Origin of the sequence: Flammeovirga sp. OC4, from assembly GCF_000812565.1 — a bacterium.
Taxonomy (GTDB): Bacteria; Bacteroidota; Bacteroidia; order Cytophagales; family Flammeovirgaceae; genus Flammeovirga.
The window spans coordinates 1-18,830 of sequence record NZ_JTAM01000022.1 but is presented as its reverse complement, the minus strand read 5'-3'; the positions used below and the strand labels follow the sequence as shown (position 1 = coordinate 18,830).

Annotated in this window: 11 protein-coding genes and 1 pseudogene; 5 read left to right on the top strand and 7 right to left on the bottom strand. The window is 36.5% G+C overall.

Translation table 11 applies throughout. The features are described from left to right. Window positions 1-26 precede the first annotated feature (26 nt). Window positions 27-2,390: a glycoside hydrolase family 3 N-terminal domain-containing protein gene (locus PL77_RS14285; RefSeq protein ID WP_052444435.1), complete on the top strand. Its 2,364-nt coding sequence runs from the start codon at window positions 27-29 to the stop codon at window positions 2,388-2,390. A gap of 318 nt (window positions 2,391-2,708) precedes the next feature. Continuing rightward, the gene (locus tag PL77_RS14280; RefSeq protein ID WP_044206523.1) at window positions 2,709-5,384 is read left to right on the top strand and encodes a hypothetical protein; all 2,676 of its coding nucleotides are present in this window, start codon (window positions 2,709-2,711) and stop codon (window positions 5,382-5,384) included. A 345-nt stretch (window positions 5,385-5,729) separates the two neighbouring features. On the opposite strand, the gene priA is transcribed toward PL77_RS14280, so the two are convergent. The 6 genes from priA to PL77_RS14250 all read right to left on the bottom strand — a co-directional run bounded on the left by priA (window position 5,730) and on the right by PL77_RS14250 (window position 13,349). Continuing rightward, window positions 5,730-8,234 (bottom strand): primosomal protein N', encoded by a 2,505-nt coding sequence (priA, locus tag PL77_RS14275; protein WP_044206521.1) that lies wholly within the window; start codon window positions 8,232-8,234, stop codon window positions 5,730-5,732. Window positions 8,235-8,265: 31 nt separating this feature from the next. Beyond that, window positions 8,266-8,940: a tRNA (adenosine(37)-N6)-threonylcarbamoyltransferase complex dimerization subunit type 1 TsaB gene (tsaB, locus tag PL77_RS14270; RefSeq protein WP_371199222.1), complete on the bottom strand. Its 675-nt coding sequence runs from the start codon at window positions 8,938-8,940 to the stop codon at window positions 8,266-8,268. A 221-nt stretch (window positions 8,941-9,161) separates the two neighbouring features. Continuing rightward, window positions 9,162-11,264: a molybdopterin cofactor-binding domain-containing protein gene (locus PL77_RS14265; protein WP_044206517.1), complete on the bottom strand. Its 2,103-nt coding sequence runs from the start codon at window positions 11,262-11,264 to the stop codon at window positions 9,162-9,164. A 2-nt stretch (window positions 11,265-11,266) separates the two neighbouring features. Further along, entirely contained in the window at window positions 11,267-11,725 is a 459-nt protein-coding gene (locus PL77_RS14260; RefSeq protein WP_044206516.1) for a (2Fe-2S)-binding protein, read from the bottom strand. A gap of 33 nt (window positions 11,726-11,758) precedes the next feature. Further along, complete coding sequence (locus PL77_RS14255; RefSeq protein ID WP_044206514.1) at window positions 11,759-12,352, bottom strand: NTP transferase domain-containing protein; 594 nt, start codon at window positions 12,350-12,352, stop codon at window positions 11,759-11,761. Further along, entirely contained in the window at window positions 12,345-13,349 is a 1,005-nt protein-coding gene (locus tag PL77_RS14250) for an XdhC family protein (RefSeq protein ID WP_044206513.1), read from the bottom strand. The genes PL77_RS14255 and PL77_RS14250 overlap by 8 nt, the downstream gene beginning before the upstream one ends. A gap of 296 nt (window positions 13,350-13,645) precedes the next feature. Here PL77_RS14250 and PL77_RS14245 point away from each other — a divergent pair, with 296 nt between their 5' ends. After that, window positions 13,646-15,157, top strand: coding sequence for an MFS transporter (locus tag PL77_RS14245; protein WP_044206511.1), 1,512 nt, complete (start codon window positions 13,646-13,648; stop codon window positions 15,155-15,157). A gap of 41 nt (window positions 15,158-15,198) precedes the next feature. Here PL77_RS14245 and PL77_RS14240 read toward each other — a convergent pair whose 3' ends face one another. After that, window positions 15,199-16,722 carry an Ig-like domain repeat protein gene (locus PL77_RS14240; RefSeq protein ID WP_044206509.1) on the bottom strand — a complete coding sequence of 508 codons (1,524 nt, stop codon included), beginning with the start codon at window positions 16,720-16,722 and terminating at the stop codon, window positions 15,199-15,201. 316 nt (window positions 16,723-17,038) lie between these two features. Here PL77_RS14240 and PL77_RS14235 point away from each other — a divergent pair, with 316 nt between their 5' ends. Together PL77_RS14235 and PL77_RS30590 are read left to right on the top strand one after the other, a co-directional pair. Beyond that, entirely contained in the window at window positions 17,039-17,527 is a 489-nt protein-coding gene (locus tag PL77_RS14235; RefSeq protein ID WP_044206508.1) for a T9SS type A sorting domain-containing protein, read from the top strand. Between the two features lie 40 nt (window positions 17,528-17,567). Next, a pseudogene (locus PL77_RS30590) lies at window positions 17,568-18,830 on the top strand (collagen-like protein); the annotation flags it as partial.

Here is an 18,830-nt window from a genome sequence, read left to right as displayed (position 1 = left end):
TTTACTATTCAATGAATAAAAATATCATGAAAAAGAAGCTGATTATTCCTTTTACTGGTATACTATTGATTCTCTTTTTCTGGAAGACTACGATCACACAAGCAATAGAACAAGTGAGAAAGGAACCCATTTCAGAAATTATTAATAGCAATGATTCTGTTGAAAAAAAGGCAGAAAGAATTCTTCAAAAATTGACCTTAGAAGAAAAAGTAGGGCAGATGGCCCAAATTACTTTAGATGTGATTACAAAAGGTGAAAATGTATATGTAAGTGACGAACCTATAACATTGGATCAAAAGCTTTTGGAAGAGGCAATTATAAAATATAAAATTGGCTCAGTTTTAAATACAGCGAACAATAAGGCGAGATCAAGGGAAAAGTGGAATGAGGTGATCTCCCAAATTCAAGACTTAGCAATGTATGAAATCGGAATTCCTGTTTTGTATGGTGTAGATGCCATGCACGGTACTACGTATACAGAAGGTGCTACTTTTTTTCCACAACAAATTGGAATGGCAGCAACTTGGAATCCTGAGTTGGTGAGAAAAGGGGCTGAAATTACAGCTTATGAAACAAGGGCTAGCTCTATTCCTTGGAATTTCTCTCCTGTTTTGGATATGGGAAGGAATGCCTTGTGGCCTCGTATATGGGAAACATACGGTGAAGACGTATACCTCACAACACAAATGGGCGAAGCAGCAATTAATGGTTATGAAGGCATTAATAACGACTTAAGTAATCCAAATAAAGTAGCAGCTTGTATTAAACACTTTTTGGGATATGGGGCAGAGAAATCAGGAAAAGACAGAACTCCCGCTTATTTACCAGAAATTGAATTGAGAGAGCACTACCTCCCTTCTTATAAAGCTGCAATTGATGCAGGAGCACACACGATTATGATCAATTCGGGAATCATCAATGGCACTCCTGTTCATGCCGACTATAAGTTATTGACCGAGTTATTACGCCATGAATTGGGTTTTAAAGGAGTAGTGGTGACCGATTGGGCCGATATTGAAAACTTACATCAAAGGGATAAAGTTGCTGATACACAAAAAGAGGCGGTGAAAAAAGCCATCAATGCGGGAATTGATATGTCTATGATTCCTTACAATTTCAAGTTTACAGAGTATCTGATCGAATTGGTCAATGAAGGAGAAGTATCGATGACTCGGATTGATGAAGCCGTTAAAAGAATTATCAAGCTTAAATTACACCTTGGTTTGTTCGAAAAGCCTTATCCAAGTATTGATGAATACCCTAACTTTGGAAGTAAAGCACATGAAAAAGCAGCGTATGATGCCGCAGTAGAATCCATTACTTTATTAAAAAATAAGGAGAATCTATTGCCATTAAAAATGGGAACTAAAATTTTAGTCACTGGTCCTAATGCACATTCAATGCGTACGCTAAATGGTGGCTGGACATACTCTTGGCAAGGTGAAAAAGTTGAAGAATTTGCACAAGATTATAATACTATCTATGAGGCAGTACAAAGCAAGTTTGGAAAAGAAAATGTGACCTATGCTGCAGGAGTAGAGTACAATCATTACGGACAATATCATGAGGAAATGAATATTGATATCGATGCTGTGGTTGAAGCGGCAAAATCCAGTGATGTTATTCTTTTGTGTTTAGGCGAAAACTCCTACACTGAATCCGTAGGCAATTTACATGATTTGTATATCTCCCAAAATCAAAGAGCATTGGCAGAAGCAATGGCAGCCACGGGCAAACCTGTTGTTTTAATCTTAAATGAGGGACGTCCACGTTTGATTTCTCAGTTCAATGTAGAGATGAAGGCAATTGTGCAGATTTACCTTCCAGGTAATTATGGAGGTGATGCACTCGCAAGTATTCTAATCGGGGAGCATAATCCAAGTGGAAAACTACCTTATTCTTACCCAATGTATCCCAATGCACTTGGTAATTATGATCACAAACCATCAGAAGCACAAGAAAAGATGGAAGGAATGTATGATTATAACTCTTCCTTACCTTTTCAATTTCCCTTTGGCTTCGGGTTGAGTTATACTACGTTTGAATACTCTGATCTATTACTTTCTAAAAAAGAGATAGACCCGAATGAAAGTGTCATGGTTCAGGTAAAAGTGAAAAATACTGGAAGTGTAGAAGGAAAAGAAGTAGTACAACTTTATGTAAAAGACCTATATGCTTCGATTACACCTGATAATAAACGCCTAAGAAAGTTTGAGAAAATAAACTTGAAGGCAGGAGAATCAAAAGTGGTTACTTTCAAATTAAAAGCTGAAGAACTTGCTTTTGTGGGAGAAGACTTAAAGAAAATCCTTGAGAAAGGAGATTTTAAATTAATGATTGCCGATCAATCAGAAGTATTTAGAGTAACGAACATGAAAAGATATCAATAATGAAAATAGCTAGAGGAGGTAGTGTATTTATTGTTATTTCAATGCTATTTCTTCTAGTTGTAACATAATTTGGAATTATTGAAATTGTTACTTAAAATAGCTTGAGTATAGATTGGTGACGAGTCTATATCTTTTTTGATGGAATGAAATGAAATACTAGAGTATAAGCTTTTTGTGGAGACGATAAGGAAAGAAGTAATTTCTTGAAAGAGAATTTATACCTAATTTTTTTGTACTTAAAAGCAACTCTCAATTTTTATAGCTCTGGTATACAGGCCAATATTGGTTACTTTTTTATAAGCTCTATTAACTGGGTCAATGCAAATATTGAATTATAAACTATTACTATATTTTACGCTATTTTTATCTACTCGATTCGCTTTAGGTCAGGTATCAACTCCTAACGTCATAAGCTTTGGTAAGTCAGATTACAATGCAGGAAGACAAAATTGGGCAATTGATATTGATAAAGATGACATTGTGTATTTTGGAAATACCGATGGACTTCTGACATATAACCATGGAGAATGGGCCTTATTTCCACTACCTTCAAAAACACCTATACGATCATTGAAAGTTATTGGAGACACAGTATGGGTTGGAGGAGGAGAATACGGTTATTATGTAAAAGAAAAGGGCAGTCTCAATTTTCATAGTTTAGGTATTTTAGAATACCGTCATGTATGGAATATAGAGTCTGATGGAGAAAACATTATTTTTCAATTGGAAGATAAATTTATACTCTACAATGTAAAAAGTCAGATCACTAAGACCCTGGATTATTTTGAAGGAATTAGCACGATTACGAAATGGAAAGGTCAGGTGTGGGCTGTCATGAAAACGGGCAAAATTGGATGTGTTTTTAATGATGTATTAAATGTAAAACATCAGTTTCAGGAACTTTTCAATAAAGAAGTAAGAAGAGTATTTCAAAGAGGACAAAACCTTTATATTTTACTTCTGGATGGTCACCTTTATCAATATGATGGACAAGACCTTGTAGAGGTATCCCTTCCGTCTAACTTAAAAGGGAAAGCTCTATTTTCAGCAATTTCATACAACAACGATTATTACTGTATCGGTACGGTAACGGAGGGCTTTGTGATGCTTGATCAGTCCAATCATATTATTAATGATGTAAGTGCCGCAGATGGATTGTCAGACGATACCGTTTTAGCAATGAAGAGAGATAAAATGGGCAATGTATGGTTGGGATTGGATTACGGAATAGCGAAGGTGGAATTACAAAGTTCAATTTCTAAACCTTTCAGTGGTGCAGCAACTTACTCGGTGACAGATTATAAAGGAAAAGTATATTTAGCAACGAACAAAGGGTTATATATTTCAAAGGATTATAAAGGTTTTCAACTGGAGGAAAAACTGCTTGGACAGGTCTGGAACTTGAAAAAGATCAATGATGAATTATTTATCTGCTACAACGGAGGATTGATGAAATTTGACGGTCAAAAGTATGCTTCCATCTTGGATCATACCGGGGTAATTGACATTGTACAATACGGCAATTCTAACCGTTATCTTGTATCAACCTATAAAGGCTTACAAAATTTCATCAAAACGGAAGAAGGATATTACTACTTTGTCAATGAAGTCGATTTATGGGGGGAAGCGAAATTAATCAATGACAAAGAAAATGGGTGCATTTGGGTCAATATAAAAGAAGCAGATCTTGTACAATTAAAGATGACTCCTGACTTTTCCATGGATAAAAAGGTCTGTTATGGTATTAAAAAAGCTTATAACACAAAAAATGGAATTGTCTTTTCTGATGGAGAACAATTTAAGTTATATCAAAATGGAAAGTTTATTGATTCAAACAGTACCCTGCTTAAGAGTATAAATGCTGCAAATATTGAGGCGCTGACCCAAAATGAAAACCGAAATATTGTGGCTTATGTTCAAAATGGAGATGTAAAGTTGGTGGAATTATTATCCGATGGAAATATTCACTCTTACAATAGCCTCTTAAAACCGATTGGAAAAAATTTAAATGTAGAGAATAAGTTTCTAGACATTCAAAATAACACATTGAGAATTGCGACGGATAGAGGAGTCACTTATTTTAAAGTGAAACATCAAGTACAGTTTGAAAGGAACGATGAACCAGTGATTTCAAGTATAGAAGTAGTAGGTGCCGAACATCAAAAAAACTATTATCCTTTTAATTCTGAAGAGCTACAATTTTCAGCAAAGGACAATAACCTGAAGTTGAAATTATTTACAGATAAGTATACTTCAGATATTGTAGAGTACAGGTATAAGTTTTTGAATGAGACAGAATGGTCTTCATGGGCATTGTGGGATGAAGGTCTTATTTTATCCAATTTATCAGGTGGGGATTATACACTAATCGTTCAAAATAGAATTAATGAAGGAAAAATAAATGAGACCACCTTAGCATTTAAGGTAGAAAAAGTATGGTATCAATCCAGTTGGATTATTCTCCCTATTACGCTTCTTCTCATTTTCATCAATATGATTTTCTTCAGAATTAATCGATACTTCAACAAGAAAAAATTGAAACTTCAAAAGGAAAATCTTGAACAAGAAAACGCTAGAGAACTATTGGAATTAAAGCAAGAACAGCTACTTCAGTACATGGAAATTATTAATAGAAAAGATACTTTCTTGAGCAAGGTGAAGGCAGGGTTGGATAAGATGCGAAACAACGAATCCAATAAATGGTCAGCCATGATTGAAGAGGAAATCCATCAAGAAAGAAAGGATGTTTTATTCTCTAATCTTTTTTCTGAGGTGCAACAAGATTTTATCAAGAAAATCACGGAATCTTATCCTAAACTTACTGCCAATGATATCAGAATACTTTCATTTATCCGTATTAATTTAAGCAATAGAGAGATTTCTAACCTTATGAATATCACCCCTAGAAGCTTAGATACCAGTAGGTACAGGTTGAGAAAGAAAATCAATCTTGAGCAAGGAGAAGATCTAAATAAATTTATAAGAGAGTTTTAATTGTATGACAGTCTAAGTGCACTGTAAACTAAGTTTTCGTTATTTATATTGTTTAGAAATCAGGAGATTTCTGATGATCTGAAGGACACGAATGACGTTGACGCTTAACATTCGCGCCATTGAGTTTTCTACCATTTTAGTTTGGTAGTTTTCCCTTCAAGGCCGGGGAATTTACTGCTAGATGATTGTCTAATTACAGATCAAAAGAAAAGTGTTTTATAATGATCTTTTAAAGTGCAGTTCTGTAGGGACGTTTTAGTAAAACGTCCTTGCGAACCACAATACAGCATCATTTCCTCCAAAAAAGTAATCATATTAATTAATGAAAACTTAGTTTACAGTGTGCTAGGCAGGGTCCACATCAATATTCACCCAAACTCTCTTAAATAGTTTTTCTTCATGCAAGTTTTGAATAGCATGCTGAATCAAGCGTTTAGCATTTTTGATATCGAAATTTTCACGTTCTAGCTTGATCAAAATCTCGGATAGGTAAAAGTTTCTGATTTTATTGATAATCGGTTCTTGTGGTCCCAAGATTCGATTGTCGCCAATCCAATGCGATAATCGTTGTGCTAACCATTCGGCAGACTCTCTTGTAAGGTCTTGTTTTTCACTCCTTACCGTGAGACGGATTAATCGAGTGAAAGGTGGGTAGTGATATTGTTGGCGTTCTTGAATTTCTTTTCGGTAGAAATTGGCATAATCATGTCTTGCTACTTTGGCAAAAAGAGTTTCATCGGGCGTTGTCGTTTGAAGAATCACTGTACCTTCTTTGCCTCTTCTGCCGGCTCTACCACTTACTTGTGTGAGTAATTGGAATGCTCTCTCATGAGCCCTGAAATCAGGGAAATGTAGTAAACGATCGGCATCCAAAATACCTACCACTCGTACGTTACCAAAGTCCAAACCTTTGGTGATCATTTGTGTGCCGACTAAAACATCAAGATGCCCTTGTTCAAAGTCAGTGAGAATTTGTTCATAGCTATGCTTTCTTCTTGTAGAATCTAAATCCATTCTTCCCACTCTCAGGTCGGTCAGGTAAGTCTTCAAGCTTTCCTCAATTTTTTGTGTACCTACCCCTACGGTTTTGAGGTGTGTACTTCCGCAGTTGACACATGTTTTAGGTACATGTTCTTTATAACCACAATAGTGACATCTCAATTCATTTTTATAAATGTGATAGGTCAAATTTACAGAGCAACTAGGGCATTCCGGAACCCAGCCACACGTTTCACAACTGACATAAGGAGAGTAGCCTCTTCGGTTTTGGAATAAAATAGCCTGATGTCCTTCTTCTGTGGTTTGATGAACGGCTTGTAGTAAATCATCCGAAAACTCATCTTTCATTTTGCGTTGTTTCCGCATTTTTTTGATATCGATGATTTTGATTTCAGGAAGTTTTGCACCACCGTATCTTTCGTTTAAGGCAGCGTAAGCGTACTTCTTTTTGACCGCTAAGTAAAAAGATTCCAATGATGGAGTGGCTGATCCCAAGATTACTTTGGCATGATGAAGATGGGCCAGAACCATTGCTACATCTCTACCTTGATACCTTGGCATTTTATCTTGTGATTTATAAGAAGAATCATGTTCTTCATCAACCACAATTAATTCCAAATCAGTAAATGGAAGAAATAAAGAAGCACGAGTGCCGACAATCACTTGATACTGCCCTTCTTGTACACCTTTCCAGGTTTCTACTCGTTCATTGTCAGAGAATTTTGAATGATAAATTCCCAGTACATCACCAAAATAAACTTTCAAACGGCGTACTAATTGACTCGTTAGTGCTATTTCAGGAATTAAAAATAAAGCTTGTGAGCCATTTTCAATCACGTTTTGAATCAGCTGTAGATAGATCTCCGTTTTACCACTACCAGTAACGCCGTGTAGCAAACATGTGCCTTTTTCATTGAGGCCAGCCACTACTTTTTGGAGGCATTCATTTTGAGCTTCAGAAAGTTGAGGTGTAGGCATCATTTTATCCGCAATACTCAACTCAAATCGAGGAACTTGTCTTTCAAACTCTTCAAAAATGCCATTTTTAGTCATTGTACCTACTGAACTCGGCGACAAAGGTTTGTTATCATGAATCAGTTCTCTTTTGCTGACACCATGATAATTGGTCATGGAATCTTCATAAACCGGTACCATCGAGAGGTATTTCAATAAAGCATCTTCTTGTTTAGCTTTTTTGGCAATAATCTCAAAAACGCCATCCAAAAGTGCTGTATTGTCTACTAAACTCTGATGAAGACGGATTCTTTTTTCCATCTTCGGCTTGTACTTTTCTTTAATTTTTTCGATTAAAAGAATAGCTTCCTTAGCAATCAATTCCTTTACAGCTTTATAAGGGTTCTTTAATTCCAATATTGAACCTACATTGCTATAAGGTATAGTTTGTTCTTTTTCGAGTAATTTTAGAAAAGTAAACTCACGGTCCGTGAGCAATTCCAAATGATCATCTATAATGAAGTTGGGGTGTAATTGAATAAAGGATTGACTACTCAGTTTTAGGCCTGAAGGTAGTGCAATATTCATCACATCCCCTATCGAACACATATAATATTCTGCAATCCATTTCCAAAGTTTAATTTGATCTGGAGTGACAGAAGGTGTATCTTCTAAAAGTTCAAGAATAGGTTTGGGATCATATCCTTCAGGTCTATTTTGATGTATCTCTCCAACAATTCCAGTATAAACCTTTCGATTACCAAATTCCACCAAGACACGTTGACCTACCATTACTTCTAAATCCCAAGCAGGGGAAATAAAATAGCAAAAGGTCTTCGGTACAGGAACAGGAAGAATGATTTCTGCGAATTGATGTTTTTCTTCAAATAGAGACATGAAAGCGGAGGATGAGCTGTAAAAAGTAGAATTATAAACGTTTTCTTGGAGTTGTAGCTTGGAACTCCTTCAAATATTCAGGTTCCCAATACGCAACATCCTTAAAGGCTTCTTTCTTGTAAAGCTCAATGGCCAACTCACCAATGTATTGAGCAGAAGGCACAATATTTTGAATCAGTTTAGTAGACCTTCCTTCAAATAGAGGAGCACATTTTTCAGCACCATTACCAAAGTAAACCAAACGATCTGTGTATTCTGATAAACTGTTCTCATCCATGATCATAGGTTGAGGAGAAAGTTTTTCTTCCATCTTTGAAGAATATAAAGCAGTGTATACTTCCATTCTTCGAGCGTCTAGCATTGGGCAGATCAAGTCACCTTCATCAGTGGAATAAGAAACTTGTAAAGCCATAGATTCTAAAGTACTCACACCCATCAGCGGAATATCCAATGTATAGCATAGTCCTTTTGCCGTAGAAGCTCCAATTCTTAATCCCGTATAAGAACCTGGTCCTTCAGAGACTGCTACTGCTTTCAACTCTGACATTTCAATGCCTGCATTGTCAGTTACATTCTGAATCATAACAGCCAAATACTCTGAGTGAGATTTGTCAATATGTTGTTCATAATAAGAAACCAATGCACCTTCTAATGTATGTAATGCTACTGAACAAACAGTAGTGGAAGTATCTATGCTTAAAATCAAACCGATTTGTATTTAAATCCTCGAACTTTTAAATGTATAGGAATGAAAACTTCTTTTGATAGTTCTCTTTCATCTAAATACAAAGTAACTACACTTATCCATAAGATAGAAGAGTGGTTTGAAATAATTAAATAAAATTCGGAGGCAATATTTTTGGAGAGAGGTCAAAAAGACAAAAGGAAGAGACCGTTTTAAAGACCTCTTCCTTTTCAGTATATTTTTTAACCGAAGAATGGTTGTTTCAACATTCGCTTGCCGGTGGCTTTCATATAAGCATTGGCATAAGCTGCACCAGAAGGCGGCATACCTGGCTCGCCCAGTCCTGTAGGAGCTTCATTGCTATCCACAAAGTAGGTTTCTATGACCGGAGTATCCATCATTCGGATGAGCTTGTATTTGTCATAATTTTGAGATTGAGCTATACCATCTTTCAATTCCATATTGCCATACATGGCATGACCAATACCATCTAAAATGGCACCTTCAATTTGATTTTTAGCACCAGAAGTATTGATAACAATTCCACAGTCTACACTTGCATAGAAACGTTTGGCAACAGGTTTTCCATCAATTATTTCCATGTCACATACTTCAGCTACATAACTATTGTGACTGTAGTAGCATGAAAAGCCTTGATAAATACCTTTTTCCGCTTTTCCCCAATTCGATTTTTCTTTGACCAATTGAATGGTTTTTTGCATACGTTCAGCATTATAAGGCGTCTTTTTCCCTTTTGCTTTTTCAAGTAATTCCAAACGTAAATCAATAGGATCTTTTTGTAAAGTGATGGCTAATTCATCCATGAAACTTTCAGTGGCAAATCCTAAAAAGTTTGTAATAGGAGCTCTCCACCAAAGTGTTGTTACATCAGAAGGGACATTGGCAGAAGTAGCGGAATAATGATCCACTGCACCAAAAGGGAAGAATCGAGCGATCCCTTTGTTCATTCCTCGGTTATTGACAATGGCCTCTTTGAGTTCATAGCTTGTCAGTTGACCATTTTTGATGGATGCTGTAATTTTATATTTCACCTTTGGTCTATATTGGCCAATCGCCATATCGTCTTCACGAGTATACATTAATTTGATAGGAGCTTTGGCAAGGTGGGAAACCATTGCGGCATCTTCTACAAAGTCAGTGCTCAATCTTCTACCAAAACCACCGCCCATTCTAGTCATTTCGACTGTTACATCTTCGACATTTCTATCCAAAAGTTTTGCCACTACATTTGCAGAACTTCGAGGGACTTGAGTGGGACCAACTAACCTTATTTTTTGATCTGTTACATCAGCAAAAAAGTTCATAGGTTCCATGGTGCTATGCGGTAAAAAAGGTGCTTCATAGGTTTTCTCAATGATTTGATCCGCCTCATTTCTAGCCTTCGCAACGTCTCCACTTTTCACTTTTTCCTCCAATTTGTTTTTTCGGAGTAATTGATTCATTTGTTGATCAAACACATCTGTATTTTCGTCATCTTGGAGGTTGCCCCATTCGATGTTCAATTTTGACTTTCCTTTGAACGCAGCCCAAGTACTGTTGGCGATTACAGCCACTTTATTCTTGAACTGAATGACTTGTTCTACCCCTTTGACGGCTTTCGCTTCAGTATCATCGACTGACTTTAAAGAAGCTCCAAATGGAGGGCGTGCCACCGCAGCGTATTTCATGCCTTTTTCTTTATAATCGACACCATAAAGAGGCTTTCCTGTAATAATAGGTTTGATATCAACATTATTAATGGCTTTGCCAATTAATGTGAAATCTTCTACTTTTTTGAGGGGGGCATTTTCAGGAATCGGTAATTTAGCGGCTTCTGTGATAACTTCTTCATAATTGATTTTCTTTCCATCATTAGATGAAATCACACCTTGTGACGCTTTTAGACTTTCGACCTCAACACCCCATTTTTTAGCTGCCGCTGTTAAAAACATTAGTTTTACAGCCGCCCCTGCATTTCTTAAACCAGGAAAACTCTGACGTATTGATTGACTACCCCCAGCTACCTGACGGTTAAAATCATTACTTAATGGTGCTTGTGCTACGTGTACTTTTTCCCATGGAATATCTAATTCTTCAGCAACAATCATGGGCATGGCCGTTTTTACACCTTGTCCAATTTCAGGGTTTGGAGAGTAAATTTTGACCATACCGTTCGTTGCCATTTCTATGTAAGCATTGAAGCTTGTGAAATCAAGATCTTCAATAGAAACGGGCATTTTGGCAGCTTGCTCGTTGCTTTCATTACAGCCAATACCAATTAGCATTCCTCCTCCTGCAAGAAGTGAGAGTTTCAGAAAATTTCTACGGTTGAATGTATTGCTCATGGTTATTTTATTTTCTCAGCTGCTAAAGCAACGGCTTTTTCAATTCGATTATAAGAGGCACAACGGCAGATGTTACCATTCATTGCCATTCTGATTTCTTGATTGGAAGGTGATGGGTTTTTCATCAATAATGCAGATGCAGTCATCATTTGTCCACTCTGACAATAGCCACATTGTGGAACATCAATGGTTTCCCAAGCTTCTTGTATTGGGTGATCACCGTTTTCAGAAAGTCCTTCAATAGTAGTGATTTCTTTCCCTTCTACAAGCTCCACCATTTGCTGACAGCTGCGTTCTGCTTTACCATCAATATGTACAGTACAGGCTCCACATTCACCAATTCCGCACCCAAACTTTGTTCCCACTAATTCCAATTCATCTCTCAACACCCAAAGCAAAGGTGTGCCATCTTCTACATCAACAGAGTAGTTTTTTTTGTTGATTTTTAAATCGAATTTCATAGTTATTTATAATAAATGTTTGTTCTTTGTGTCTTATTTTTTGTTCGAAGAAAAAGTTAATAACTTCTGATAATCTTTTTCAGTGTCAACGTCAAAAAAAGGTTGCTCAGAGGAAAGAATGTCCACTTCATTAAAGTGTTTTTGTAGCAATGGTTTTGCCCCTTGATCTCCGCTGAGTTGCAACAGTGCAGGAAAGAAAGAGCAATCAAAAACGACTGGTACTCCTTTCACCTTTTGAAATTGACTGATAACAATTTTTGAAGTTTTGGATTGATGCCAAAGTGCTTCAAAATGTGATGTCCCCACTAAAGGCATATCACTTAGTGCTATCATGATTTTTTGTGTATCCGGTTTTTGTTTCAAAATGGATTGAATGCCAAACCGAATGCTTTCTCCCATTCCTAATTCCCATTCTGAACAGAAGAATTCTTGTATATTATTTTTTTGAAGGACGGGAGCAATTTCAGCTTGATACCCTCCAGTCACTCCAAAAACAGGGAACCCCAAAGGTTGTACCTGATGGATAATGTGTTCTAAAATACTTTTTCCATCCCACTCCAAAAGTTGTTTTGGTCTGCCTAATCTGTTAGAATTTCCAGCACAAAGTAGTAAAACTGCTCTATGCATTGTTCAACGCTTTATATGAAAGTGAATTTGGAACTTTTCCTCTACAAACAGAGATGATCTCTGCAATTATAGAGATACTAATTTCTTGAGGAGTGATACTTCCAATGTCTAAACCACAAGGGCTATGAATAGCATCCAAAAACTCAGTGTCAATGGTAGGATTAAATTCTATCATCTGATCCATCAGTTTTCCAATTCTCTTTTTCGCTCCCAATACACCCAAATAGGCGAACTTTTTTTGATGTAGCTGTAATAGATAGGCCAAATCTTTGACAAAACTGTGGGTCATTACCACTATAGCTGTATGTTCATCAATGCAGAGTTGGTGTATATCATCTTCATTCAAACGGATCAAGTTTTTTGCACCAGAAAAATCAGTGACATCAGCCGTTCCTTTTAAAGTATCAATAATTTGTACATTCCATCCTGTCAATGCTGCAAATTGACAAAGTGCCTTAGCATCATGTTCTGCTCCGAAAATAAAGAGTTGAAACTCCGGAGAAAGCGTTTGTTGATATTTTTCAAATGAAAGATTGAAAGTGAAGGGTTTGCCATAGATTGAATCCTCTTGACTAAAAATGAGAGAACCACTTTTGCCCATTAAGGAAGACTGTTCAGAGTAATAACTCTCTATCGTAATGATTTCCCTTTTATCTAAAACTATTTGAAATTGATCCAATTGTTCTTGGTTGACATGAAAGGGTTCAATCAGAATTTTTAATACGCCTTCGCATCCTAATCGGAAGCGTCCATCATATTCTATTACCTTAGAATGACCGCTTTTAAAAACACTTTGAGCTTGTCTTATCATTTCTTTTTCAACGCACCCACCACTTATTGCACCGATCATTTTATCATTTTCCCAAAGTAACATTCTTACCCCCGGTTTACGGTAGGAAGAACCATTCAAGCCAACTACTGATATGAGTACAGTTTTGATTTGTTGTTGTTGAGCGTAATAGGAAGAGTAGACGATATCTTTAAGTTCGTGAATCATTGATAAAAGTTAAGAAGGATAATGACCTAAGCCAAAAGGTTTAAAAAAGTGGAATGGAGGTGAAGATAAATATTGCACTCTATCTTTTACTACCATTACGTCTTTTGTTTACTGATGGCTAGTACTTACATGTGCTGCAACTAATATACTTATAAAGTAAAATAGATCGAACATTTTCAATTTTATTAATATAATTTATAAGTTTTATCTTTAGCGGGGTATACAATATTTACCCAATAGATCATCAATCTATTCCAATTGCTATTTTTCATTCTTATCAATTTCAAATCAACACTATGAGCTCCTATTCTACAACTCAAAAATGGACATTACTCACTACAATAATGGCTTCAAGCCTTGTGTTTATTGATGGTTCTGCGCTGAATGTCGCTTTGCCTGCGCTACAAAAAGAGATGGAATTGACAGGAACACAATTGCTATGGGTGATCAATGGCTATGCCCTTTTTCTTTCAGCTTTATTAATGGTAGGAGGGGCATTAGGAGATCTTTATGGGAGAAACCGAATTTTTCTGATGGGATTAGTCTTGTTTTCCATTTCATCTTTGGTATGTGGATTGGCTCAAAATGCTTCCCAATTGTTAGTCGCTAGAGGTTTTCAGGGAATAGGAGGAGCGTTATTAACCCCTGGCAGCTTATCCATATTGTCAGCTCATTTTGATAATGAAAACAGGGGAAAAGCAATTGGTTTATGGTCCACTTTTAGTGCCTTGATGGGAATCATAGGCCCTATTTTAGGAGGATGGTTGGCAGGCATGGGGTATTGGAGAGTGATTTTCTTCTTGAATATTCCACTTTCTATTTTTGTGTTTTTCGGCATACTTTACAAAGTGCCAGAATCAAAAAATAGTAGTGCTCAAAAGTTGGATATTGTTGGAGCTGTTTTAGTGACTTTAGGATTGGCAGGAGTTACATTTGGTTTTACAGAGTCATCGGATTTGGGCTTTCAGCACCCCGTAATTTTAATTAGCGTAGGGGTAGGAGTTACCACATTGATCATTTTTACTTACAGTCAAAAAAGAATTCAAAATCCAATGATGCCACTCTCTTTGTTTCAATCCAAAACCTTTACAGGAGCGAATTTGATGACTTTATTTCTGTATATGGCAATGAGTGGAGCTTTATTTTTTGTGCCTTTAAATCTCATTCAAATTCAAGGATATAGTGAAGTAAAAGCAGGTTTATCGATGTTACCTATTATTATTTGTATTGCTACTATTTCTCCACTTATGGGTAAATATATTGATCAAAAGGGTTATCGTTTACCCTTGATTATTGGACCGTTGATCGTAGCAGTAGGGTATTTTGCATTTACTCTAATTGGAATTTCAGAGGGAGCTTCGTCCTATTGGAGCACATTTATGCTTCCTTTTTTATTGATTGGGATAGGGATGGGAATTGTAGTAGCCCCGCTTACTACGGCCGTAATGGGGTCTGTGAATGAAGCTAATATCGGCGTAGCATCAGGAATCAACAATACAGTAGCAAGAGCAGCAAGTGTTTTGGCCATTGCTTTGTTAGGTGCTTTTGCTTTATTTTCTTTTAAAGGTGAAGTGATTGAAAAAGTAGAAACTTTGGGGATTGAACAAAGTGCTCAAGAATTATTGATTGAAGAAGCGGAAGATTTCACGGCAGCAAAACCACCTTCGACATTGGATAAAGAAATTGTCCTTCAAGCCCAACAAATTTATAAAGAAGCCTTTATATCGTCTTTTGATGGTGTGGTAATAATAGCAATGTTATTAGCATTGCTTTCAAGCCTGATAAGTTTTTTGACTATCAAGAATTAGGGCTAAAGCAAGAGGTTTTCAAACTCAAAACAATAAATAGTTTAGTAATCTGCACTCAATATGAAATTAATGCTATCTGATTGTCCTTTAAGATCTGTAACAGTGATTTCAAGATTGTAGGTGATTTTTCCATCTAAGTGTTCATTATAGTTGATGGGAAAGGTGGTTTCAATCACTTCTTCTATAGATACAGGGAGAGTGAGTTCTTCTTCTGATAAGTTAATGATTCTTCCAAAAGACTGGATACTTCTATGATCACTTTCAAAAGAGTATCGAACAGATGACAATCCAACCTCTTCGTTGATAACACCATCAATTCCAATTTGCAAATTCTGATTTTCAAGAAGTAGATCGGTAAGGTCGTATTCCTCATCGGGATTCACTTCAGTATTCACTCCATTGATGACTAAGTGATGAACGACTATTTCTGGCTTTTCATCCTTTTTAGATTGTAGAGAAAAATTGAAAGAAGATGCATTTTCCCAAGTCTGATTTAGATCTTTTATTTTAATACTGACTTCAATTAGGTCACCCTCATTTGTCTCGATTTTATCGAAACCAAAGGAAAGGTAGTCAATAAATAGCTCTGATAGATCCGTTTCAATAGCACCTTCTAAATCAACATCGATTGGAGTTTCTACAATAGGATCATTCTCACCTTGATAACGTGTAACTTCTAATCGTGCAGAATCTAAACCTCCTGTATCTTCAAATATTAGACTGGTAAGGTTGAATTGTTCACCAGGGTTTAAAGGAATAATACCATTAGAAGGAACATCTTTACCAGACTCTTCCACAACTGTAATAAGTTCGGCAGGGTCATTTTCACAATCTATGCTGATGGCTTCGCTCAACATTGTCGTATTACCATAAATATCTTCAATCAATAATTTAAATTGATGAGAGCCATTGCTGATATCACTTGGTATCGAAATTTCATTTTGAAGTAAAGTACCTATTCCTGTTGACCGACCTTCTGTATCAAAATAAATGGTTTCACCTTCATCAAAAGCAACACCTACTCTATATAATTCTATATTATCCGTTACAAAAGCATTCACTTCAACAACATCTCCTTTGCAAAACTGATTATCAATGGTATTTTTTTCATTTGTAGATCGAACCGAAAATTGCTCAATGGAAGGGGAGGTGGTATCAGTATCTATGTAAAAATAAGTCGTGTCTTTTGTGTAATTATTACTTGCATCCTTATTGGTCGTTTCTAATAGGTATTTACCAGTTTCTGCATTCAAGGGTACAATAAAAGTAGAATCAAACTTCATTAATCTTGTAGCAACATTACTATAGGTGCTATCAAAGGTAAAAGCAACTGTATTACTTTCTCCCCCATTTTGTTCTAGTAAAGCTACTTTTACATTCGTTTCTTGGATCAATGCATTATCTCTAAACATCACATTGACGTGAATAGAGTCATAATAATAATAGACTTTATCAGGAATAATATTATTGCTTACTGTTGGAAAAAATTCATCGTCTAAAGCAATACAAGAAAAAACACATGATAAAGTAACAACGAAAAGAACAACTTTAGTTAGAAGTTTCATAAGACAAAACAGAGATATGTTAGAGTAGGTTTGTCCTCTGTAATATTTAGAAATGAATGATCAGTTTTAGTATTACGAGGAAAAATCATCATTTTGAAAGGGTGTGTATTTATAAAGTAGAGATTTTAAACACGCTTCTTAGTCGAGGGCAATTTAAGAAATGTAAATTACAGTTAATAAAGATGTTATAAAAATATTTTGATGTAGAGGAATAAAGTTCAAAATACTAGTATGCATGTTGTTTTTTCATATTAAAAAGGGGATATTTGAGCACCCGAAATAGACTTTCTACTAAATTAGCTACGGTTATTTTACTATGATGATTAAATATACTCATGTTACTCTTACTGTTTTTTTCTGTTTATTTTCTCTGATTCTACAAGCTCAATCGACGCTCAATGTATCTGGTGCTACAGTATCAAACAATACGAATAGTGTAACGACTTCTGTAGGTCAAGTTTTTGTCCAAATGGGTGAAAACCTCAGTTATACTGTACACGAAGGCGTCTTACAGCCCTATGAAATTTCAGAAATAAAACTTCCAACCTCAAATTGGGATTTAACAAGTGATTTAGAAATGAATGCATTTCCAAATCCTGTTACTCATTTTCTAACTTTAAAAACACCTTCCCCTAAAATGCTAAGTGCTTCTTTACATACTGCAGAAGGGAAAGAATTATTTAAAATAGATCAGTTTAGGTATGAGTCTAAACTTCCGTTAGAACCATACCCGTCCGGTATATATCTAGTACAGGTTTTTCACGAAAGTGCGGTTGTGAAAACCTTTAAAGTGGTGAAGAATTAAGCAAATCAGATCCCTAACATTCATCTCAATAACATCAACTATGAAATCAATCTACATTCTACTTACCCTCCTTGTGGTAAGTTGGGCGACCTATGCCCAAGTTCCACATTATATGAGCTATCAAGCCGTAGTGCGAGATGCCGATGGAGAATTAATTAAAAGCCAAGATGTAAGTGTCAGAATAAGCATCATTCAAGGTGATATTTCTGGTACATCGGTTTACAGTGAAATTCATTTTCCATCAACCAACACTTCAGGTCTCTTGACGTTGGCAGTTGGCAATGGTGGTCAAGTCATTGGAACATTCTCCGAAATTGATTGGGGAGCCGATATCTATTACATCAAATCAGAAATAGATCCTAATGGTGGTGAGGATTATTCTATTACCACAATATCACAAATGATGAGTGTCCCATATGCTTTATATGCTGAAAGGGCAGGGAATACTGTAAAAGGAATTGATGGAGAAGATGGAATAGATGGTGAAAAAGGTGAAGATGGAGCAGACGGAGTTGGCATTGTATCGACTATCTATGAAGGAGATGGTAAGTTTACATTTAACTTTAGTGATGGTACGTGGTATACAACGCCTAGTTTACAGGGTGATAGAGGGTTGTCGGCCTATGAGTTGGCACTCATAAATGGTTTTGAAGGTACAGAAGAAGAATGGGTGACTTCATTGAAAGAAGCAAAAGATGGTGAAGACGGAGCATCTGCTTATGCAATAGCCGTAAGTAATGGCTTTGAAGGCAGTGAGTCCGAGTGGTTATCATCTTTAAAAGGCGAAACCGGTGAGCAGGGAGAACAGGGTGAAAAGGGTGAGCAAGGTGAGACTGGAGCCGCTGGATCAAATGGATCATCCGCTTATGCAATAGCCGTAAGTAATGGCTTTGAAGGCAGTGAGTCCGAGTGGTTATCATCTTTAAAAGGTGAAACAGGTGAGCAGGGAGAACAAGGTGAGACTGGTGCTGCTGGATCAGATGGTTCTTCTGCTTATGCAATAGCCTTAAGTAATGGTTTTGAAGGTAGTGAATCAGAGTGGTTATCGTCATTAAAAGGCGAAACTGGTGAGCAGGGTGAACAAGGAGAACAGGGTGAGACTGGTGCTGCTGGAGCCAATGGTATTGATGGGTCATCCGCTTATGCAATAGCCGTAAGTAATGGCTTTGAAGGTAGTGAATCAGAGTGGTTATCGTCCTTAAAAGGCGAACAGGGCGAGCAAGGTGAGACTGGAGCTGCCGGATCAAATGGTTCCTCTGCTTATGCGATAGCCTTAAGTAATGGTTTTGAAGGTAGCGAGTCC